Origin of the sequence: Sphingomonas sp. PvP018 (genome assembly GCF_017876865.1) — a bacterium.
Classification (GTDB): Bacteria; Pseudomonadota; Alphaproteobacteria; order Sphingomonadales; family Sphingomonadaceae; genus Sphingomonas; species Sphingomonas aerolata.
Genome location: NZ_JAGIOU010000001.1, coordinates 2,359,320 through 2,380,784, shown reverse-complemented (window position 1 = coordinate 2,380,784; position 21,465 = coordinate 2,359,320). Strand labels below are relative to the sequence as shown.

Here is a 21,465-nt window from a genome sequence, read left to right as displayed (position 1 = left end):
GACGGACTAGAACGAAGCCTTGGCGTCCTTCGGAGCCGCCGCCTCGACCTCGCCCGCCAGCTGCTGCTTGCGGGCATCGGCGGTGTCGCTGCCTTCCGTGAGATCGATGGTGCGGACGGCGAATTCGGACGACGCCAGAAGTCCCGGCCGGTTCGCGGTATCGCCCAGGCGCCAACATGACGCCCGACTGTCGCGTCCCCTCGAGCAGTAGAAGCGCTTCGTCCGCTCGGTGAACGAAGGCTTTCCATACTTCGACGTCACGCTGTCCAGGAACGCCTGCGCCTCCATGCGGTTCGACGGGATCGTATAGGTCACGTTCGCTACGCGCGCGCCGGCACGGGTCGGTGCGTACCAGACTTCGATGTGCTCGCCCTGAGGCCCTTCGGCCATCGTGAAACGCGCCACGGTCGACGCATCGGACCTGCCGCCACGACGATCGGCGACGCGCTCGCTGACGAGTGCCGCCCACGACGGCTGAGACGGATCGGTCGCTCTGGGCGTGAAACCCTTCGAGACGAGCGCCGCCCGGGCCTCCTGCGGCGTCATGCCGAGACGCACGCCAGCCACGTCGAAGGTCTCGATTGGGGCCCATCTGATGGGATCGAGCAGATTGTTGATGGCGTCCTGCGCCGGACCACGCGCCGGCACCTGGGCATCCGCTGCGGTTGACGCCAGGACCGCCACGGCGGCCATCATAACCAGGATTCGCATTCGATCGGCTCCCCCGTTCCGCGACGAGTGTGCCCTTCGGGCATGAAGCAGGGGTTATGAGCCTTGGTTAACCGTTCGCCGGCCCCGTCGTGCCGACCACGCGGTTCCCCGATCCCGTCATCGAGCGCCACGGCATTCGAGACTACGATCCGCAGATCATCGAGCCACGGAGGCGGGTCGTGATCCCATGGCTTTCGATCGTGATCGTCGCATCCGTGGTGACGGTCTCGTCACCCATGGCGCGGACGACGCCGCTGTCCTCGATGCGGATCCTCAATCCCGGCCCCGTCCACGCGTCGTAGGTGAAGGGAAACAGCTCATCGGCTTCGGCGTCGGGTCTCATCACGACGACGTGGCCGGCCATTCGCGCGACGGCCGTCCGGCCGGAGGCGGCGACGAGAACGGGGCCGTCCTTGCGTCTGGACCAGTAGCAACCCGTCCCATCCATTCCGGCCGCCCTCCAGTCGGCGTACGTGCTGGGTTCGAGCGGTTGTCGTCGGTCGGCGGCACCTGCCGCGGTCGCGATCGAGGCGGCTGCGAAGAAACCGACGATCATCGCCGAACGACCAGGATTGTTCACGTCATGCCTCCAATACGCTGCGATCGCCCATGATCCGGTGCGATCTCGCCGTCTGCACGCCCAGGATCCGCTGCACCGTCCAGAACAGCCCGGCGGTCGCCGCCTGAGGCCATTCGCCGATCAGCCACCGATCGATGCGGAAGCCCGACGCGACGAGGCCGAAGGCGAACGCGGCCAAGGCCCACCACATCGAGAGTCGGGCGGCCAGGTACACGCCGTCGACGATCCAGAGTCGGAAGCGCGATGCGGCGGGATTCCACACGGCCCAGCCGAACAACGCGATCGGCGCGGCGGCAGCCGCCGCGTAGGCGTATCGCGGGTCTAGGTTCGCCCCGACGAGCCGGTATGCGAGATATCCGGTGGCGGCGAGGACGACGGCGGCACCAGCCGCCCGGAAGAAGCCGATCCTGGCGAGCGCGTCGCCGAGGATGATGCCGACGAGGAATGGCATGCGATACTCCGCTCAGAAGGCCGCACGGGTCTTCTTCGGTACGAGCCGGTCGGCCGCCGCCATGACCGACGCGTCGTCCGCCTTGTCGGCACGGCCGCCGCGCGTCGCGTTGATCGAGACCGAGGTCGTCGTATCGATGATGACGGTCGGCCCTTCGCTGAAGACCATGCCGTCGCCGCAACGGTATCCGGCGTCGCACCACGATCCCCGCATGCCGGTTCCGACGGTCGGACGACCGTACTTCGAAGTCAGCTGGCGTCGTAGCGCGGGCAGATCGATCGTCCGGCCGTCGATGGCCAGGCCGTATCCATCGACGACGCTCCCGGCCTGCGTCTGAGCGAAGGTCACCGTCAGTCCCTCGCCGTTCGGCCCCCTGCAGTCGAGCTGCATCGTGCCGGTCGTGTAGGGGACCTCGCCACGGGCCCCGGTACGCGACTTCACCTCCCTTGCGACGCGCGCCGCGAAGTCGGCCTCGTTGCCGAACGGCCTGCAGGCGTAGGACGCGGTCGCGAGTGCTGTACGGACCTGTTCGATCGGCATGCCGAGGCGCACTCCGGCGACGTCGATCCGCAGGGGGCTGAGCCCCGCGCGTGGTGTCTGGGCCTGGGCCGACGGCGTCATCGTCACGGCGGCGATGATGGTGGCGATGGTGGACTTCATGACGGCTTCTCCTGTTGATGGTCGGACGGCGAGGATTGGGATCTCAGTGTAGCGAGACGGTGACGAAGCCGGCGGTGTCCGTGGCACCCGCGACGTGTCCGGCGTCGAAGGCGCGGGCCACGCCCAGCCGCAACGACGAACTCCGCGACAGCGCGGTCGACCATCCGAACTCCAGATCCAGCTCGCGAGCGGTCGGTGCGAGGTCCGTCGCGACGGTCCTCGTCGTCAGCGTGCCGGACATCAGGTCGTAGGAGACCGGCATCGGCATCGTCGCCCGGGCCCGTTCGACCCGCAGCGGCGACGACAGGCCGAGCGTGGCCATGCCTCCCAACAGTCCTTGGGAACCCTCGACCGCGAACGCGCTGCTCGACACGGGGCCGGCGAACCGCATCAGGTCAGACCCGCCGTCGACCCTGGTCGTGGCGGCGGTGACGCGCGCCGAGACGGGAACGCCCGCGATCGTCCGACGCAGCGTGATCGAGGCCAACGTGGTCCTGGCTCCGAGCAGGCCGAGGTCCATGCCCCCGGCCATGCCGAGCGCCCGGCCGCGTTCGACGAGATCGGAAACCTCGACGCCGATGCCGGATGGCGTCGACAGGGAGAGAGTGCGCAGAGCGGTACGGGCATCCCGCGTGGAACCGGACGCGAACCCCGCCGACCACCCGCCACCGGTCCATGAAGAGGACACGCCGACCGGTGACGACGCGATGCCGCGCAGCGGCGATCCGGCGATGCCGCCCGTCTGGCCGATCGCGACGTTCGCACCCATCGTGACCGACTGGCCGGGCGTCGGCGAGAACGAGGCGAACGCGGGTCGCATCGAACCACGCCCCCGAAGATAGTCCGGAACGGATGCCGCGAACCCGAGGCGGACATCCGTGGCGCTGGCCGATCGCCATGGCGGATCCGCCGGAGCTAGCATGCTCCCTGCGAGCAGTCCGGAACCGTGCGTGCGGACACCGGACGGGGCGGTCATCCGGAAGTCCCGACCGTACCGATCGAGCACGGTCATGCTTCCGACCTTAGCCGCGAGCGCGGCGCCGCCACCGAACGGAGCCGACATGGTCACGGACGAGTAGCGCGCGAGCACAACCTGCGCCGCGACGAACGACGAGGCCGGAGCCTGCGCCTGCATGGCCTTACCGACGTCCAGGATGCCGACCCCGAACACCTGGTCGACGCCGGGTGGACCGGCGTCCGTCGCGGTGTCGAGCAGGATGCGGGAGATCGCCCTGCCGCCGAGCTGCGGCCAGTACTGCTTGAGCAGCGCGGCCGCCCCTGCGACGGCGGGAGCGGCGAAGCTGTTTCCGGTCACCGTCACGACGTTGCCGGACTGGTCGACGGTCTGCACCTCGACGCCTCCGACCGCGATCATCCGGTCCGCGAGCGGTCCGGCGTTTCCGTTGGCGGCACGTGGATTGCCGTTCCGGTCCACGCCGATCGCGAAGAGGAACCAGTCCTTGTTCGCGAGGTCGGTGCCCAGCATGTTCTGCGCGAACTGGCCGGTGAAGCTGTCCTCGCCGGTGAAGTTCGAGACCGACTGGACGAACAGGCGGTCGGCCTGCCGCACCGCATCCATCGCGGCCCGCTGCTCGGTTGCGATCTGGCCCGCGGCCGAGCCGCTGACGCTCATGCTGAGGACGAATGCACCCTTGTCGACGCCGTAGCGGATCGCCGGCGCGATCAGCGCGGCGCTCGCATCCGGTCCCTCCGGCACCGGCCCCGAGGTAGGCGTGACGCCCGAGAGGTTCGGAGCGCTGATCTTCAGCGCCAGTATCGTCGCCTCGGGTGCCATCCCCTGGACGCCTACGCCGTCGCGCGCCGCGGCGGCGACGCCCGCGACCCTCGTACCGTGGCCGGTCACGTCCTTGAGGCCGAAGCGGATCGTCTCGGCATCGCAGGTCGCACAGCGCGCGATGCGCTGATCGAACGCGGTGCTGTCAGGCGATACGCGGCCGGCGAACTCCCGGCCCGACAGGTCGATGCCCGTGTCCAGGATCGCGATCGTCACGCCCCTGCCGGTGATCTGTCGGTCGTAGGCGTAGGCGGCCTTCGCCGAAACGACGGCACCGGACGCTCCGTACTCGGCGGTGTCCGCCGACGACGCGGGCGTCGGCGTGACCGGCGGCGTCGGGGTGGGTGTCGGCACCGCCGGCGGCTCAGGCGTCGGCGTCGCCGTGGGCGGAGCGCTTCCGCCCGGCGAATTGACGCCGCCACCGCCGCCGCATGCGGCGAGCAGCATCGCCGCCGTCACCGCCGTGGAGTTCCTGATCGTCTTCCGCAGACCCGTGCGGCCTCCCTCGAATGCACCCACGCTCGAACCCCCGTTCGCGTCGATGCCGTTCGGCTGCTCCAGCCGGCGGCACCGCCTCCCATGATGCGAGGCGGTGCCGGCCCGTGAGCCGGAGATTGGAAACCTGCAGTAAGACAGGCGCGAGCGTCTTTAGGCTCGCGCCTTGGACATGCACGCCCGCTCCCCGGCCGAAACGAGTTCGGGCCGGGCGTTCGGCTACTTACTGACGAGGTTTCCACGCCTCGGTCCGCCTGCTGGCGAACGGCACACCTCTACGCCCAGTGCACCACCGCGATCAATCCGACAAACGCGTCCGGTCGATCTTTTGCGGGACGCGCCGGCTCGAAGGCGTGGCCGCGGACCGCGACTGCGCAGGACGGCACGCAGGTCGAGCGGCCTGCTGAACCGCCGTCCGGTCTCCATCACCGGAACCGGCTGGCCGCACGACCTGCGATCGAACGCTCGACAGGACACGGGCAACCTCACGCCCGGCACCGCGCGAACCGGCACGGAACCGTTCGCATACGTCTTTTCTGTTAGGGGCGACATGTACGTCACCCCAGGGCGACATGTACGTCACCCCAGGGCGACATGCGCGTCGCCCTCGAACGACCCGCATCTCAGTCGAAGCGCTCCGGGCTGTGGACCCATCGTCTCTCCGTCGACGAGCGGCTCGTCGAAGAGCAGGCAGAGGCGACCCTTTCTCCGACGCTCCTTCGACAGGGCATGTGCACCGAGGCGGATGATCCGGTCACGAAAGCTGGCTGAGCCCGCCGATGCCGTGCAGATCACGTCCCGTTGCGCGATCCGAGATTCGCGCTACCGCTTCCGAGGCATCAGGCTCGTGATGAACGCCAGGTCCCGTGCGTTTCGGCAGCAGTCGATCGGTCGACCGCCCTGCAGCCTGGGATGCCCGGACCTGAGGAAGAGCTCGGCGAGCTGTTCGCTCGGATATGCACGCTTCGCCGCCTCCGACAGCTGGACGCGCAGCTGCGCAGCCTCCCGATCGGCAGCGATGCGCTTGCGGCGGACGTCGCTGTCCGTTGCCAACCGGCGTTCCAGTCGCAGCAACGCCTCGTCCCCTTCGCGGGCATGATCCGCGAAGCTCGTCTCGGTGCCGGTGACGATCTGTGCGAGCCAGGCCGCGCTGTCGCCTTCCAGCATCTGTCCCGCCTGCAGGCGGATCGATCGCTGTCGCTCCGTGGCCGCCTTCTCCAGCTCGGCGGCCTTCTCGGCTTCGGCGACGGCGATCGCTTCCTCGTTGCGGAGCCGGATCGCTTCGAGGGGCAGACCGCAAAGATCGTCGACGACCACCGAAGCGTAGCCCGAAGCCATCGGCTCGAGCCGCTCGATGCGTGCCAGCAGGTCGCGATAGCCATCGCCGCCGGCCTCTATCAGCTGGAATGCCGAGGCGTCCGCGCTTCGATACGTCCTCGCCCAGTCGCGATAGCCGGTATCGGTGTCCTCCACGCCGGCTGCGCCGAGCAGTCTCGTCACGTGCGATCTCAGCTCGACCCTCCGATGCAGCAGGTTCTGAAGCGCCGGTTCGACGTAGAACCTCTGGTCTCGCCTGCTCCAGAAGACGGCCTGGCCCTTCGCGGCGAGGGTCGCGAGATAGTGCCAGACCGCGTCGTGCGGACTGCCATAGCTCTCCAAGCTGAACCCGGCTTCGGACAGGCGCCTGGCCGGATAGGCCGCGAGATCCTTTCGAAGCATCCAGTCCGGAAGCTTCGACGACAGGTCGCGATCGTTCGGAAAGTCGCCCTTCAGTTCGAGATCGATTCCCGGCGAATACTGCTCGCTCGGCTTGATGACGTGCGCGAACAGCGCCTGAGCCTGCCAGTCCCTGTCCGGTGCCGCGAACCAGTGCCCGCCTTCGACCTCGATGCCTATCAGCGCATATAGGCCGGCCAGCCGTACCGCCTCCGACGCCTCGTCCTTCCAGTCGGCGGGTGGCCTGGCACGGCGCCTGCGCAGGATGTGACCCTTGAGCCTCGCGCCGCGCTCGGCCTTCTGCTGCGCCACGGCGGCATCGAGCCTGCGCTTGGCGGCCGCTGCCCTGCGGTGATGGATCCATCGGCGGGGTGCCTTGTGCAGGATAGCCTCGTCGAGAGCGGCCCCGTCCATCTGCCCGGCCTTCAGTCCCGACAGGTCGATCTCGACCATCGAAAGATCGCGGGCACGCACCTTCGCGCGCTTCTCGCCATCGACGGCATGGTTCACGAGGAACTCGACGGCGAGTTCGAAGCCCTGATGGCGGACGAGCGCATCGGGTTGAAACGTGCCGATCCTGTGCTCCGGCAGCACCACGTCGAACGCATAGACGCCGGCCTCGAACACCGTCTGGCGAACGCGCTCCGCCTCCAGCATCAGTGCCGGCAGCGTCAGCGTCCTCGCCACCGCCAGCAGTTCCTTCGCGTAACGGTGAAGGGCGGTCTCGCCGGTGCACCTCGAGTCGGGGCGATGCACGAAATGGCGGCGCTTATCGATCGGCCGGCGCAGCGTCAGGACTTCGCCGCAGTCGAGACAGCGGAACGGGCCCCGATCCGAGCCGAGGACGGCTGACACATGCCTCGCGACGCCGTCACCACACCGCGCGAACGGCACCTTCAGCAGGCCATGCCCGACCGGTTGCGCCATCCGCCCCGCCGCACACGGCCGGCGAGGCGGTCGGCCTGGGAGAGCCGGGTCGAAGCGCTCCACGTCGGACAATCTGCGCACCTCGCGCCAGCGCCGCGCCCAATTGCGCGGTGCTGGCGCGGGATGATGCGTCGGGATCGGTGGGTCGGCAACCCGCACTCGCGATCCTGCACGACCGGATGGAGGATCCCCGCCAGTGCCAGCCGCGCTCCCGTTGGACTCGAACCGCGAGAGCTCGGCGCTCGAGACCGCGGGAAGCGGTGTCGGCGGCCATGATCGAATCGGTCGAGCCGAAGAAGTCCTCCAGCGTCTCTATTCCGACCGCGCCGGCCGCCCCGTCGATCGGACGTTCCCGACATCGGATGCCGACATCATCGGAGCGGTCGAGAGTCGCAGGGCGCGTGCGGAACCGCTAGTGCGATCCGATGCAGATCGTAACCAGAAGGCTCGTCGACTCCATTCTGATCATGCCGAACACGGAAGTGCTGTTCGGAGCCGATGCCGCCTCCGCTCCGCTTGAGATCGTCGAGGAACTGACCTTCGGCGACACCGCACAGGTCTATCTGACGAGACTCGGAGCGATCGGGCTGCAGTTCCTGGACGGCGGTGCTCTCGCCTCCATCGAGCAGCTCGACGCCGTCGGGTCCGGTGCCTTCGCGATCCCAGACGACGTCACGACGAGGCGCGACGAGGTAGTCGCCCTGCAGGGCCGGCGACTGCTGTTCGCCAACTTCATCGCCGGTGCCCTGTTCGGGCGGATCTGCGCCATTCACAACACGCCGTTGTCCGGTGCCGTCAGCGCCGGCATGAACGACATCATCGCATTCGAACGCCGCGGCGATGTGCTGGCCGTGGAATCCACGCCCCATGCGACGGCGGTGCTCGGACCGAAACTCGCCGTCGCCCGGCAGGGGACGCCACGGCTGCGGATCGTCGAAGCCGACGTTCTCACCGACGCTTCGTCGTTCACGAGGGAGCTGACGGTCCGCGCGACCGATCTGGCCTATGCCAATCTGCAGATCTGCATGGCCATGAACTATCAGGCGGCGGTGCTTCATCATGCCCAGCTCGCACCGGCCAGCTTCGCGCTCAACTTCTCGGTGGCCGAAGCGCTGATCAACGAGATCTTCCATGCCTATGGCGCGGTGACCGGCTTCCCGGTCAGGGCGTTCGCCACGCTGAGCCACACCATCTCCCCGATGACCCGCAAGACGCTGCGCAGGACGAATCTCGAGACCAAGATCCAGAACCTGCAGGACGGAGGCCTGATCACGCCATATCTCGGCCAGCGCATGCAGACGGCACGCGTCGCGCGGAACGAACTGATGCATGGCGCCATGCCGGTCGCCGTCACCGACTCCGGCGACCTGCAGACCATGGTGCGGGATCTCTGGGGCCTGCTCCTCGACCGGCCCTTCGAGCTCAACGCCGGTTACACGATGCGGTTGTGACCCGAACCGCCGGGCACAGGGACGATTCCCCGGCCGACTTCAGGAGGCCGAGCGCACTAAGGGCCCAGGCTGGCGGTCCCAGCCCCGTGCTTCCGTCGGATGGTCCGGGTCCGGCTCGCCATCGAGGTAATCCGCGGCTAGACGGACCGGCCACTTCCGGAGACGCTTCAATGAACAACGCCGAACTCGCCGAGACGCTGGTCAACGAACACGGCATGACCAAGCCCGCTGCACGCAAGATCGTTGACGACGTGCTGGCCGCGATCGTCTCCGCCGCCGCTAAGGGCGATGAAGTGTCGCTATCAGGCTTCGGCAAGTTCAAGATCAAGGACAGTCCCGCGCGCGAAGGACGCAACCCTTCCACAGGAGATGCGATTCAGATCGCAGCGTCCAAGAAGCTGACGTTCGTCCCGGCGAAGGCCGTGAAGGACGCTCTCAACGGTTGATCCGTCACGATGCGAACGGCGAGCGCGTCTCGAGGCAACGCCCCGGGGTCGCACTCGTCCCACGCTCCGGGCCTCGCGTTCGATCACTCGGCTCTGAGACTGAGACGGATGGCCGGTACCGGTCAGCTGCAACATCGTGCCGCGTCAGCCTGTCCATCGGCGGACGCGTTCCAGAAACGCGAACAGCGACTCGGCGTCGCACATCGACACGTCGAAGCGCATGTATCGCTCCATGTGCCGCCCGTAGCTGCCGTCGGTAAGGACGCCGTGAAGCAGCGCGGCTGACAGCGGGTTGCCGAACATGGACGTCGCGAGCCGCAGGTCGGCGAGCGCCTCGATCCAGTCCGGTCGCGCGGCGGTGTGACCGCACCTCACCGCACCGCACCGCGGCGGAGAGCGACTTCGAGAAGCTGTCGATCCGGATCACGCCGTCGAGTCCGTCGAACGCGGCGAGCCGTGGAGCGATCCCGTGCTCGAATTCCGCGGATGTCGTCCTCGACGATCGCCAGATCATGCGGCTCGGCGCGCTTCAGCAGCTTGTGCGGTCGCCGTGGCGTGCGTCGCGCCGGTGTTGTTGTGAACCGCGGAACTGGTCAGATGGAAGCATGGACGATGCTCGACGCCGATCGTCGGACCTTTCCCATGGGCGCTACCGGTTCGGTCCGGAAGTCCCGCTACAGGGACTGCTCGGGCTCCTCCTCCCAGAAACGACCGGAAGCCTCCCACTTCGCCCGCTCCCAGTCGTGCTTCAGGATCGGCGCTGCCAGCCCGAGGATCCGGCCTCTGACCTCGTCGTTGCGGTTCGACGCGTCGATCAGGCTGGCGATGGCCGTCACGAGTTCACGGTCTCCCTTCCCCTCTGCAGGTTCCGGGTTCATCCGCAGCGCGATCTCGCCCCACAGGCGCCTGGCACGAGCCGTCCCGTCCTTCGTGTCAGCATCGATCGAGACCGCTTCCGCGACGATGGACCGCACGGCTTCGCGCCACTTCGCGCGCTCCTTGATGATGTTCTCGTCGGCCAGCCGCCACCGGGCGGAGAGGATCACTCCGGCCAGGGTTATCAGTGCCGCGAGGATGCCGCCCGCGGCGCCGGCGATTGCGGCGTTCACGGGGCGGACGCTTCCGGTTCGTCCGTGTCTCCGCGCGGCGGTGCCGGTGCTGGGGCGGGATCCGTCGGTTCGTGCGAAGGCTCGACCTCACCGCGGTCGCTGTCGGCACGCACGCTCTCCAGTTCATCCCGGAGCGCTTCGTTCTCGGCGCGCAGCCGCAGGAGCGCGAAGACGGTCACGAAGACGGCGACGGTCAGAACCCAGATCAGCGGATCGCCCATCACGTCGGCGCTCTCGTGAGCGCGGATGACGGCGCCGCCTCGGCCTGCGGAGGCGGTAGCGCGAGACAGCTCTCGGCCTTTCGCTCCGCCTTGACGGCCAGCGTACGACGCTCGGCCGCATTCAGCAGCGTGCCCGCGGTCCGGTCGCCGAGCAGCGCGCGCGCCGCGTCGCATGCGTCGGCCTGCGTCCGCTCGCGCCGCAGATCCAGTGCAGCCATCCGATACGCCTGATCGTCGGCCTGACGGGTTACCGCTTCGGCGTGAGCCTGGATCCTGGAATGCCAGGCGCCGGCCGCCGGCACGATGCTGCTCATGAGCCCCGCGATGACGAGATCGACCCACGCCGAACGCCTCTTCCGTCTCCTGGCCAAATCCCGTCCCCTCCGCAGGCCGGGTCTAGCTCGAGGCAGGGGGCGAGTCCAATCGTCCGGTCGGGGCCGACCCGCTGTCGTCCCGGCATCGTTCCTCAGCGACCTCGGCCGCCGCCATCGGGTGGGTATGCGCGGCGCCGTCCGGACACGTCGAAGATGTCCGGGAACGGATGCTCACCAACGACCGTGGGAATCCACGCCGAGCATCATGCACCACGGCGGGCCGTCCGTTCGGCCTGACCGATGCCGACTGCGGCCGACCGCTACGATGATCGCCCCATCAGGGAGCGACAGGCCACGAAATCCAAGTCGTATATGGTGTGGGATTACGCGCCTCGATGATCTGCACTGGCGCGAAGCAGGAAGGCGTCGCGTACAGCCCCACTGCGTTCGTCGCCTTCATGGCCGTCTTGTCCTTGCCATCGATCGCCCCCGTCGCCCGCATCACGTCGTGGTCTGCGAGAAGGTCCGCAGGCGTGGCCACCGCCAGGACCACCGGGGCTCCGCCGATCTTAGCGGCCGTATTCTGCGCGTGCATTGCGGCGACGTTCGCTTCTGCCGCGAGCGAAACGACGCGCGTGTCGCCGTGCGCGCCGCCCTGATCGCCCATGTCCCAGTTCGCCTCCATGTCGAAGCGGAGTCCGGTCGATCGGATGGAGGCGAGGCGCGTCGTACTCGTACCGTGGTAGAGCGTGCACGGTGTCCGACCCAGCATCTCCGCCGCCGGAACCCGCCACGAGTCGCCTCCTGCATCCGTCAGCAGACGTTCGCAGCCGTCCAGCCCGAACTCGGACACGACCCTGCGGGCCACGGTCGACGTCAGGGGCGATATCGCCATGGATCCCCCCATGATCCTCAGCCACCCGGATCCCGCGGCGATCTTGCCGCGAAGCAGCGTCAAGGCGGCATCCGATCCGGAGAGGAGCGTTTTGTCGCCTTCGACCTCAAGTTCGTCCTCGGCCTGAATGCCGAAGAACCGCCGTATCGCATCGCGGCGGCAACCGAGAGCGTGGGACTCGACCCATAGGGTGCAATGTTCGTCCGCGAAGACCAGGCGCGTCATCGGGTCGTCGTCCTGACGTCGGCGAGTGGGATCATCGGCATGTCGGCCAAGCCGAGCGAATTCGGAGCGACTCCACCGGTGGCCGCGGTCGCCGCCAGCGCGTGCAAGGTGGTCCGATCTCGCCGGTCGGTCACGAGGCACCCGGCAGCGCGATGCCCGTCACATGGACGGCTTTCGGCTCGACGATGAGTCTGTAGGAGCCGATCGGATCGTCCTGCGAGGAGTCGTCACGGGACACCCTGACCTCGGCGAACAGAGCGCCTCCCTTCATCGTCGCGGATCTCAGGGACAGTTGGACGTCCGAGCCGATCCCGGGGCGACCGAGGAGATCCGCCAGCGCCCTCGTCCCGAATGCGTCCTCGCCGCCGGAACGCAGCGCCTCGCGAGTGACCATCCCGAGGTACTGCCCGCGGGAACGCGACTTCAGCGCCGTCACCATCCGGCTCAGATGCGCCGCCACCAGGGTCAGGGGGGTCGCCTCGTCGGCCCGGAGCGCCACCAGATCCCGGACGTTCACCTCGAGCGTCGGTTCCTGCCGAAGGCGCTTCAGGATCGAAGCCGCCGTCGCGTTCGAGGTGACGACCAGTCTCCGCAGTTCGCCGAGCTCCACGTCGGGTGGGTAGGTCGACTCCGTTTCGTCCGCCGACGATCCCGGAGTCGTCCGCAACTCGAACGTCCAGTGTCCGCCGCGCACGGTCATCACGTCGGGGGGGAGGTCCGGACCCCGGTCGACCACCCAACCCTGCCGCTCAAGGAGGAAGGCGAGCGCGATGCGGTTGCGTTCCTCGTCGGCAGGCTCCCGCGGTTCGTCGTCGACGAGGATCGCCAGAGTGCCGTTCGAGGCGGCCAGTAGATCATCGCACAGTTCCCCCTTGAGACGTCTGCTGCCGGCGAACAGCACCTCTGCCACGCCTCTCGGCCCATCATCATCATCGGATCCGCCCGTCGGCGCGATCAGCAACGAGCGCCACGGGGCCAGACCGAAGGCCCAGGCCTTGTCGTACAGTGTCGCCAGCGCCTGGTCGGTAGCCAGCGGGCCGTTCCCGCGGGCGCGCAGGATCAGCGTCCTGTCAGCGGTCGGGGAGATATCGGCCCGGCGCCGGTCGAGCTCGGCGGCGATGGCGAGCCGCACTCCCGCGAGCTGGTGACGATCCGCGGACTTTCCGCTTCCCATCCCGTTCGTGGGGACAAGCGTCACGCCGCCCGTCACCGCGTCTCGAGAGCGGCGTTTCGGGACACCGAGGTCGATGGCGTGCGACCCGGGCGGGATGGGCGAGCGCCGCGACACGGTGTCCCGCACGACGAACGTCGGCACGGACGGGTCCTGCCGGCGGTCCGTGGCTGCCGGGTGGTCGAGGTCGAACAGCCGGAGAGACGGGATCGCGAGCGGAGCATCCCTTGCGAAGATCCTCTTCGCGCGCTCGGACGCGAGCAGAACGTCCGCATCCACGTCGCCGCGTAGCCGTCGGGGCGGGGGTGGCCACCCGAACCTCCAACCTGCTGCCGGGCGCGGAACGATGGGGGCGAGAAGGTCCAGAGCCTGCTCGCACGCGGTGATCACGCTCGCCCTGCGACTTCCGCTCGCGCCCGGGTCGAGCCCGAGGATCTCGACGACGTCCATGCGGATCCTCACGACCAGATCGGCTGCCGCAGCGTCGTCGCCCGTCGCGGCGGAGAAGGCTCTGCGCACCTCGGTGGTGAGGATGCCCAGGTCGCGCCAGTCGTCGGCGACCTTGCGGGACGTCCGGGCCATTCGATCGTGCGCCTCCCGAGCCTTGCCGATGCGTAGATCCGGTCTGCGCAGATGGGTGGCTAGTTCCATCGCTACCGTCGGCCGTCCGGCGAGCTTCGGATCGTCGAACCGGCTCGCCAGCAGGTCGCGGCCGGCCTGGTCCGCGTCTACGACGACGTCGCCGGTCGAGAAGGAGAACGCCGCCACGGCGGGGTCGCCGATCGTCCTCGATATCGAAGGACCCTGAATGATCGAAGGCTCGGGAGCCTCGTACGGCTCAAAGCCCGCGATGAGCCCCTCGGCGTCGATGAGCTGAACGTCCGGTGCGTTCGTCGTCAGCGAACGGAAGATCGGCACCAGGAAGCCCATGCCGAGACCGGAGGGGTCCACGAAGCCGAGCAGTTCGTGGATCGCGTCATCGCTCATCGCATGATCCCTTCGTCGACGAGGTGGCGTGAAACGCGATCGTACAGGAGCGCCGTGTATGCGCTGGGTTGATGTCTGCCATAGGTCTCGTACTCGAGGCGGCGGACGTGGGGCAGCGCGTCGAGCGCACTTTCGACCTCCGGATCGGAAAGGAGGGCCGGCGGGCCGACGACAGCGCGGAGCGCGGTGGCCAGAGGAACCGTGCGGTCTATCTGGATCTCTATGGTGGAGCGCCGGTCGTCGTCCTCCGCGAGCGAAGGATCGTGGGCCAGGCGCGCTATGGCTCGGGCCGCCGGTTGGCTGACCGGGATGGCACCCGGCGCCATCGTCGGCCGCTGGTGGAAGTAGTTCCGGTTGGTCTCGAAGAAGGCCCGGACGAGGCGCAGCGGGAAGTCGCCCGCCGGTCCGAGCTCGAAGTCGGCACGCTGCACCATCCCGCTCAAATGGTTCGAGTACCTGTCGTAGCCGCCGCTGTCGAAGGGCAGGATCCTGAGGGACTGGCCCAGCAGCGCCGGATCCATGACGAGGCACATGGGCAGATGCTCGTCCATTCCGCTCGCCGGCATCCGCGGGAACGACTTGAAGGCCGGACGACCGTAGAAGAAGTACGCCAGCTCGGGGCCGTAGACCGGGCACCGGGAGGCTCGGACCTCTCCCGATACGATGATCTGCGCACCAGCGGTCGTCGACGTCGCGTGCACCAGTGGCATCGCGGCTTCGTTCGGCGTGAACGCCTGGAGATAGCTGGCGAGAGACATCCGTCCGGGATAGTCCAGGACCCGGCGGATCGGAAGGACGAGCTACGACAGCGGCTTCCGCAGAGGACGCGGCACCGCGTTCCTGTGGGCAGGTCCTCCTCGTTCCGCTTCATGCCACCGCTCGCGGGACCATGCCGCAGATGCATCGGGGCCGACGGAGTCCGGCGGCGAGGCGCTCGACGCATCCCCGGCTACTAGAAGCCGATCGTCGCTCCGATCCGCAGCATCCGCGGTTCGACGGTTCGGCTGTGGACCCCCTCCACGCCCTCCGCCGGCTCGCCGGGAAGACGCGAGGCGTAGAAGTAGTCGGCGTCGGCGCGGGCGGTATCGAACAGATTGAGCAGTTCCGCGTTCAGTTCGATGGCGCCGAAGCGCCTCGCCGTCCGAAGGTTCACGACGGTCGTGGCGGGCGAACGAACGCGGTCGTCCTCCGTCAACGCTCGCGGTCCCAGATACCGGACGCGCAGAGCGGCGTCGAAGCTGCCGAAGGTTGCCGCGATGCCGAGTTCGCCGGCAGCCTCGAGAGCGTTCGGAATGCGGTCGGCCCCGGGAGCATCGACGAACCGCGCGTGATTGGTGGCGTAGACCGCGTCGATCGCGAGCCAGTGCAGCGCCTTCACCGAGGCCGTGACTTCGATGCCCCGTCGCCGGCTGGGGCCCGTGGGCGATACCGTGCCGTCGTCTCCGGAATAGACGAGCTCGCTCGAAGCGCGGCTCCACCAATGGTCGATCGAAAGGACCAGTGGGCCCCGTTCGAACCGCGTACCGATCTCGTATCCGGTCGCGCGAGAGACGCCGGGGGTGGCATCCACGGCCGAGATGACGCCCCGGACCGCGTTGGAATGGAATCCCTGCCCGTAGTTCGCATACAGCGCGAGTCCGTCGACGAGCTCCAGGTTCGCGCCCGCCTTGGGCGTCGCGATCGTGTCCGACACGCCGCCGCTCACGGCGCTGCCCGCCCTCGCGCTCGTCCGGAAACGGAAGTGGTCGAGCCTCGCACCGGCCAGAAGGTTGAGGCGCGGCGTCGGTCTCCAGGTCAGTTCGGCATGGCCGCTGACCGAGGTCTCCTGCACGTCGACCAGGCTGCGCGTCGCGATACGCCGCCCGAACCGCGTCCGGTAGAGCCCCAGATCGCCGATGACGTCGATCTGGGAGTCGATCCCCGCGGTCAGTCCCACGTCGTCGGCGAGGTCGAACCGGCGCGAGACCCGTGCTCCGTAGGTCCATCGGTCCTCGCTCTGCTCGAGCTCGTCGCCGTCGACGGGGTCGTCGAGGAAGAACGTGAAGTTGGAGAGCAGCGCGAACCGGTAGTGCTGCGCGTAGGCGGTGAGCGTGGTGCGTCCGCCGGTCAATCCGATGTTGAGGACCTGTCGGTCGGTCCGCCCCCGCAGGAACGGGTCGAGCGTCCCGAACCGGTCGGGGACGACCGTGCCTATCGCGCGGACGGGGATCTGTTCGGTCGGGCGCCAGCGTGCGTCGTACAGCGACAGGCTGGCGCGCAGGACGCCCATGCCGGTGTCGACGGTGTACTTCCCGAACGCTCCGACATGCCGAAGATCCTCGGGCAGGGCCCATGGTCCGTCGTTGGCCTTCACTTCGGTTGCGAGCAGCAGAGTCCCCGCGCCGAGCGCGCCCGAGCCGCCGGCGGCCAGTCGGCGATAGCCGTAGCTGCCGGCGGTCATGCTCGCGAACGGCCGCGCGAAGCGATCGAGCGTATCGAGCGACGCCGCCGCCACGAACGAGAAGTCGCCGTCCGCGGCCCGGTACGGCCCTTTCCGGTAGGCGATGCGGTCGACCGTCTCTGGGATCAGACCGTTGAGGTCCAGATAGCCCTGTCCGTGAGCATGGCTGCGAAGATTGAAGGGCATGCCGTCGATCGCGATGCTGAAATCGGTGCCGTGGTCCAGATTGTATCCGCGGATCAGGTACTGCGCCGCCTTGCCGCCGCCCGAATGCTGGACGGCGATCAGGCCCGGCACGGCCTCCGCGAGCTCGCTGGTCCGTAGGAGGGGGCGTCGCCTGAGATCCTCGCCATCGACGGTCCCCTCGCTGGCGGCACGCGCCACCCCGACGGGACGTCGGGTGCGGGCGGTCACCATGATCTCGGGACGTTCGACGTTCGGCTCGACGTTGGGTGTCGCATCCGGTGGCCCGTCCTGCGGGTGTCCCACCAGCATCGCGGCCAGCAGCAGTTCGACCAAGCGTCCGACTCCTCAACCGTGGCTCCGCCCTTATTGAGCACAGGCTTAGTGGTTTAGCCAAGGCTAAACTAATCGGGCTGTCGATGTAGCCGGTCTCAACCCTTCGTCCGGTCCGCGATGAAGGCCTTCAATGCGGCGAGCGTCGTCTCGCTGACGTGGTGTTCGATGCCTTCGGCGTCCGCCTCCGCGGTACGTTCGTCAACGCCGAGCAGACGCAGGAAGTCGTGGACGATCCGATGTCGTTCGCGCGACGCGGCGGCGACCACCGCACCCCGTGCGGTCAGGAAGATCGAGCGATAGGGAAGGCTCTCCACCAGTCCTTCGCGCTGCAGTCGCTGGACGACCTTGGCGACGGTCCCCTGGCTCACCCCGAGATGTTCCGCCAGATCCGTGAGTCGCGCCTCGCCGGTGGTCGCTATCAGGTCGCCGATCAGTTCGACGTAGTCCTCGGCGACCTCCGTCCGCTGCGCTTCGCGCATGCGTCTGAAGGCCGCGGCGCGGCGCGCGGCATCCGGCGGGGTCCTCACGGGCGGCTGATCCTGTCCTGTCATGTCCGTGGATATGGCATGACCGACGGGGCCGACGCCATGCCGAGAGGCTGCGTCTGGTCCGGCCGCGGGTTCGCTACGGTGACGGGCCGATCGTGTCGTTCCGCAGGGGTGCATGCCTGCTCGCGCGGCGGATCCGCGGAGCTTCACCGCCGTGTCCGACCACTGTCGATGTCCTGCCGTTCTTCTCGAGCGGAGGCGTCACCGTCGTTCCGCCTACCGGACGCCGTTGCTCCTGCCGTGGTCGGCATCCGTCTTGCGGTGTCTCGTCCGGGGCGCCACACCGCTCCGATGAAACGCCCGCTCGACACCGCGCGATACAACCGCGTCCTCGCCATCGACACGCAGGTGGTGCTCGAGACGAGACCGATGGATCAGCTTCCATGGGCGGAGCTCGGCGACGGACCGATCCTGCTGGTGGTCTGTCGACAGGTGCAGAGCGAGATCGACGCCAAGAAGCGGGACGGCAGGCTCGGCGAGAGGTCGCGGGCGTTCAACAGGCTGCTCGATCCGAACGTGGAGACGGGGATGCCCGTGACGTTGAGACCGGAAGGACCAAGGGTCGATGTCGCGCTCATGCGCAACGCGCCGATCGACTGGGCCGCTCACGACGATCTCGATCGCGACGATGCGGACGACAGGATCGTCGCGCAGATCCTGAACGCACTGGTCGACGACCGCTCCAGACTGGAACTGCTCAGCCGCGACATGCGTCCCCGCGACGCCGCCCGCGCCAATGATCTGGCTGCGACCAGACTGCCGGAGCACTGGCTGCTCGACGTCGCGCCCGCGCCGGAGAAGCTTGAGCTAGCGCGTCTCCAGCGGGAGCTGCGTACCGCGACCGCCGACCAGCCGGTCCTGACGGTCGCCGTCGAGGCTCTTGGCGATCGGCCATGGACGCGAACGACCGTCCTGCCGGCTACGGAGCAGGATCGGACGAAGATCCAGAACTGGATCCTCGAGGCCAATCCCGCGCCCCGGGTGACGTCGGGCTTCAATCCCCATGGTCTGCTCGAGGACTCGTCCCTTTCCGATCGGTACGACGACTGGCGGGATCGTCTCGTCCAGACCGATCTTCCGGCCATGCACGACGGCCTGACCCGCCTCTATTCCCAGCATCGTCTCCGCGTGACGGTGCGCAACGTGGGCCCGATCTCGGCGGAAGGACTCTCCTTCGAGATACGCTCGGGAAACGCCGTGCTACACGCCGCCCCGTACAGCGTCCGCGCGTTCGGCGAGTCGGCCCCGGAACCCGAGGGGTATCTCGAACGGTTGGGCCGCCTGCCGATGGCGGACATGGCATCGTCCCGGCGCGACGAGCCCTTCACGGTCTACGAGGAGATCACGGCGTCGGGCTCCGTGCTGAGCTGGTCCTGTCGATCGTTCCGCCAGGAACGCAGCCTGTCGCTCGAGATATCCGTCGAACTCCTGAAGAGGACCGGATCGAAGGCCCAGATCGAAGCCGTCGTAACGGCGGCGAACCTGAAGGGAGACGTCCGTGCGCAAGCGTTCGTCGAAGTCGATCAGCGGACGGTCGGGTTCTCGGACGCCTACGACGCCGACGGCGGCAGGAACAGGATTCCTCTACCGTACGCGGCTCGACGAGGCGACGGGGACATCCTCGTCTTCCGCAACGACGGAAGCGTGATCGACTGATGGAACGGTCACCGTCCTGACGGGACGGAGTTGCCGGCGGCGCGCGCGTTCGTGCGCCGACGGGCCGCGGGCGCGCGTAGAGGGCGCCGGTCCACCGTGTCGAGAAATCCGGCATGATGCCGTTCTCGGGGGTATCCGAGCCCTTGCGATCTTGTCCGAGCCGTCGCCATGCTCAACATGAGAGCATGATCACAATCAGACATGTATCTTCGACATTGCGGCTTCACGAGGGGATGCTCCCGGTGCGTCTGTTCCAGGACCGGACCGGAGACGAGCTGCTGGGCGAACGCGATGCGCTGCGACGTGTGCAGCACGTGGCCGACGCGACCGCAACGGAGAAGGCCGCCTTCGCCGCCCGACTGGACCGCACCCGCGCCGAGGAGCTGTCCATACTCTCCTTCCACAGGGGCGTCGTCGGCAACCGGGAGAAGCTTTTGGAGGCCGCCCTCACGCGTTCCGTCGTCACGCTCGACGGGATCGGTGCGGACGACCGCAATCTGACGCTGATCGCCAGCGGCGGCCGGTTGATCGAGCAGGCGAAGATGTCGCTCGCCTCCGAGGACGTGGCCGAGGGCGTGGTGCCCGGAGACGTGCTGAACGTGTTCGATAATTCGCACGATCCCGATACCGTACGCTGGGCGGTGCTCAACTGCCACGACTACACCCATGCCGACATCATCGCATCGCTGATCAAAGAGCGGATCGAGCTCCTGGTCGTCGTCACCATGAACGCGGCGTCCCAGCTCTACTGGGAGTACGCCACCGCGGACGTCCACCGGCTGTTCTGCTTCGTGGTGATCGTGAACGTCGCCGAGCTGGGCGGTTCGGGCGCGTTCGTGCCTTTCCGGCGGTTCGGCAAGAAGCGCCACGCAACGCTCAGGACCGCCGGGCAGATCTTCTCGACGCGCGGCCCGGTCGAGACCACCGCATTCGTCGAACTCGACGTCGACGAGCTTCGACGTCTGCGGACGGCCTACGGGGAGAGGGGACTGGCTGGACCCAAGGACATGGACAGCGTCCGGTATGCCCCGTTGGCGCCGTCCGAGCACTACATGCACACCCATGACCGCGGCGCGGGTGCGCCGCCCGTCGATAGGGTCCAGGACATCCGACTCGACTGGAACGGCGACGATCCGCTGGTCGCCGTCGTCCAGCTGAATTCGCTTCCCGCAAAGGACTACGTCTCCTGCCGGTACCGTCTTCGCGATCTGGACAAGCTCGACGGCCGTGCGAACCGGGTGCGGAACTTCGAGAGCGGCGTCTCTCTTCACCTGGAGATGCTCGAGCGGCAGCTCGCCATGCGGCCACCCGGCGACAGGCAATTGGATTTCCTCGTGCTTCCCGAAGTCTTCGTATCCCGCGGGTTCGCTGACGAGGTGATCGTTCCGTTCTGCAGACGGACGAACGCGATCGCGATCTGCGGCGTCGATTATCCCGGAGAGACGGACGAGGAGAACTGCAACTCGGCGTGGATCATGACGGGCGCCGGCCTTTTCCGCAGCTACGAGAAGATAACCCGCTCGCAGTACGATGCGCTCGACGTGGTCGACGGCGAGCGAATGCGCATGACGCGCGGCGATACGCTGTACCGCTTCGTCAACGGACAGCACCAAGCCTTCGGGGTGTTGATCTGCTACGACTTCAGCCACTTCGACCTGGTCCATCGCATCAACCTCCAAGGGCGCGATGGACCGCTCGACGCCCTGTTCGTCATCGCCCACAACCCGTTCGGCGAGCTCTACCGGACCTGCTGCATCGCCGACTCGCATCGCTTCTACCAGCACGTCGTCCTGTGCAACGTCGCCACCTACGGCGGCAGCGGCGTGTTCGCGCCGGTGCGGACCGAAGGCGCACGGCAGACGCTGATGGCGGCAGGACTCAGGAACGAGACGGTCGCCCTGACGCGTTTAGCGCTGAACGCTCAACGCGAAGCCCGCGATAAGACGGATGCACAGCTCCACGAGGAGGCGAAGGGTATCGGCACCATGATGCGTCGACCCGGGATCTATTCGCGACGGCTCTGAGCCGGGCGATCGCCGTTCGGTCCGGGCGGTCGAATGGCCGCCCGGGTCCAGCCGCCGTTCCAGCGGGCACAGCCCGAGCGTTTCGGACAAGCGCCGGTCCGTCCCCGTGGCCATGGCGGTTGGC

19 protein-coding genes are annotated in these 21,465 nt (G+C 67.9%); 4 read left to right on the top strand and 15 right to left on the bottom strand.

Features of this window, described 5'->3' with window-relative positions:
* Positions 1-6 precede the first annotated feature (6 nt).
* From J3A66_RS10475 to J3A66_RS10450, 6 genes are all read right to left on the bottom strand, one after another.
* Entirely contained in the window at positions 7-711 is a 705-nt protein-coding gene (locus tag J3A66_RS10475) for a hypothetical protein (protein WP_209568760.1), read from the bottom strand.
* A gap of 142 nt (positions 712-853) precedes the next feature.
* Positions 854-1,267 carry a hypothetical protein gene (locus J3A66_RS10470; protein ID WP_209568759.1) on the bottom strand — a complete coding sequence of 138 codons (414 nt, stop codon included), beginning with the start codon at positions 1,265-1,267 and terminating at the stop codon, positions 854-856.
* Positions 1,268-1,292: 25 nt separating this feature from the next.
* A complete protein-coding gene (locus J3A66_RS10465) occupies positions 1,293-1,742 on the bottom strand; it encodes a hypothetical protein (protein ID WP_209568757.1) in 450 nt (149 codons plus the stop codon).
* A gap of 12 nt (positions 1,743-1,754) precedes the next feature.
* Positions 1,755-2,402: a hypothetical protein gene (locus tag J3A66_RS10460; RefSeq protein ID WP_209568755.1), complete on the bottom strand. Its 648-nt coding sequence runs from the start codon at positions 2,400-2,402 to the stop codon at positions 1,755-1,757.
* A gap of 43 nt (positions 2,403-2,445) precedes the next feature.
* Positions 2,446-4,656, bottom strand: coding sequence for a S8 family serine peptidase (locus J3A66_RS10455; protein WP_348634030.1), 2,211 nt, complete (start codon positions 4,654-4,656; stop codon positions 2,446-2,448).
* An 858-nt stretch (positions 4,657-5,514) separates the two neighbouring features.
* Positions 5,515-7,398 carry a hypothetical protein gene (locus J3A66_RS10450; protein WP_209568754.1) on the bottom strand — a complete coding sequence of 628 codons (1,884 nt, stop codon included), beginning with the start codon at positions 7,396-7,398 and terminating at the stop codon, positions 5,515-5,517.
* A gap of 362 nt (positions 7,399-7,760) precedes the next feature.
* On the opposite strand from J3A66_RS10450, the gene J3A66_RS10445 reads away from it, so the two are divergent.
* Both J3A66_RS10445 and J3A66_RS10440 read left to right on the top strand, forming a co-directional pair.
* A complete protein-coding gene (locus tag J3A66_RS10445) occupies positions 7,761-8,786 on the top strand; it encodes a hypothetical protein (RefSeq protein ID WP_209568752.1) in 1,026 nt (341 codons plus the stop codon).
* A gap of 170 nt (positions 8,787-8,956) precedes the next feature.
* Complete coding sequence (locus J3A66_RS10440) at positions 8,957-9,232, top strand: HU family DNA-binding protein (RefSeq protein WP_209568751.1); 276 nt, start codon at positions 8,957-8,959, stop codon at positions 9,230-9,232.
* Positions 9,233-9,376: 144 nt separating this feature from the next.
* Here the strand turns inward: J3A66_RS10440 and J3A66_RS10435 are convergent, their stop codons facing one another.
* From J3A66_RS10435 to mntR, 9 genes are all read right to left on the bottom strand, one after another.
* A complete protein-coding gene (locus J3A66_RS10435; protein WP_209568750.1) occupies positions 9,377-9,607 on the bottom strand; it encodes a hypothetical protein in 231 nt (76 codons plus the stop codon).
* A gap of 299 nt (positions 9,608-9,906) precedes the next feature.
* Positions 9,907-10,341: a hypothetical protein gene (locus J3A66_RS10430; RefSeq protein ID WP_209568748.1), complete on the bottom strand. Its 435-nt coding sequence runs from the start codon at positions 10,339-10,341 to the stop codon at positions 9,907-9,909.
* On the bottom strand, positions 10,338-10,562 hold the full coding sequence (locus J3A66_RS10425; RefSeq protein ID WP_209568746.1) for a hypothetical protein: 225 nt from the start codon (positions 10,560-10,562) through the stop codon (positions 10,338-10,340). Before J3A66_RS10425 ends, J3A66_RS10430 begins: the two co-directional genes overlap by 4 nt.
* The gene (locus tag J3A66_RS10420) at positions 10,562-10,780 is read right to left on the bottom strand and encodes a hypothetical protein (protein WP_209568745.1); all 219 of its coding nucleotides are present in this window, start codon (positions 10,778-10,780) and stop codon (positions 10,562-10,564) included. The genes J3A66_RS10425 and J3A66_RS10420 overlap by 1 nt, the downstream gene beginning before the upstream one ends.
* A 433-nt stretch (positions 10,781-11,213) precedes the next feature.
* Entirely contained in the window at positions 11,214-11,996 is a 783-nt protein-coding gene (locus J3A66_RS10415) for a hypothetical protein (RefSeq protein ID WP_209568743.1), read from the bottom strand.
* 130 nt (positions 11,997-12,126) lie between these two features.
* Positions 12,127-14,154, bottom strand: coding sequence for a hypothetical protein (locus tag J3A66_RS10410; protein WP_209568740.1), 2,028 nt, complete (start codon positions 14,152-14,154; stop codon positions 12,127-12,129).
* Entirely contained in the window at positions 14,151-14,912 is a 762-nt protein-coding gene (locus tag J3A66_RS10405) for a hypothetical protein (protein ID WP_209568738.1), read from the bottom strand. Before J3A66_RS10405 ends, J3A66_RS10410 begins: the two co-directional genes overlap by 4 nt.
* 194 nt (positions 14,913-15,106) lie before the next feature.
* Complete coding sequence (locus J3A66_RS10400; RefSeq protein ID WP_209568736.1) at positions 15,107-17,113, bottom strand: TonB-dependent receptor; 2,007 nt, start codon at positions 17,111-17,113, stop codon at positions 15,107-15,109.
* Between the two features lie 95 nt (positions 17,114-17,208).
* Positions 17,209-17,640, bottom strand: a complete 432-nt coding sequence (gene mntR, locus J3A66_RS10395; protein ID WP_348634029.1) for a manganese-binding transcriptional regulator MntR — start codon at positions 17,638-17,640, stop codon at positions 17,209-17,211.
* Between the two features lie 453 nt (positions 17,641-18,093).
* On the opposite strand from mntR, the gene J3A66_RS10390 reads away from it, so the two are divergent.
* Together J3A66_RS10390 and J3A66_RS10385 are read left to right on the top strand one after the other, a co-directional pair.
* Positions 18,094-19,317, top strand: coding sequence for a hypothetical protein (locus tag J3A66_RS10390; protein ID WP_209568732.1), 1,224 nt, complete (start codon positions 18,094-18,096; stop codon positions 19,315-19,317).
* A gap of 242 nt (positions 19,318-19,559) precedes the next feature.
* Positions 19,560-21,341, top strand: coding sequence for a hypothetical protein (locus J3A66_RS10385; RefSeq protein WP_209568730.1), 1,782 nt, complete (start codon positions 19,560-19,562; stop codon positions 21,339-21,341).
* The last annotated feature ends 124 nt before the right edge of the window (positions 21,342-21,465 follow it).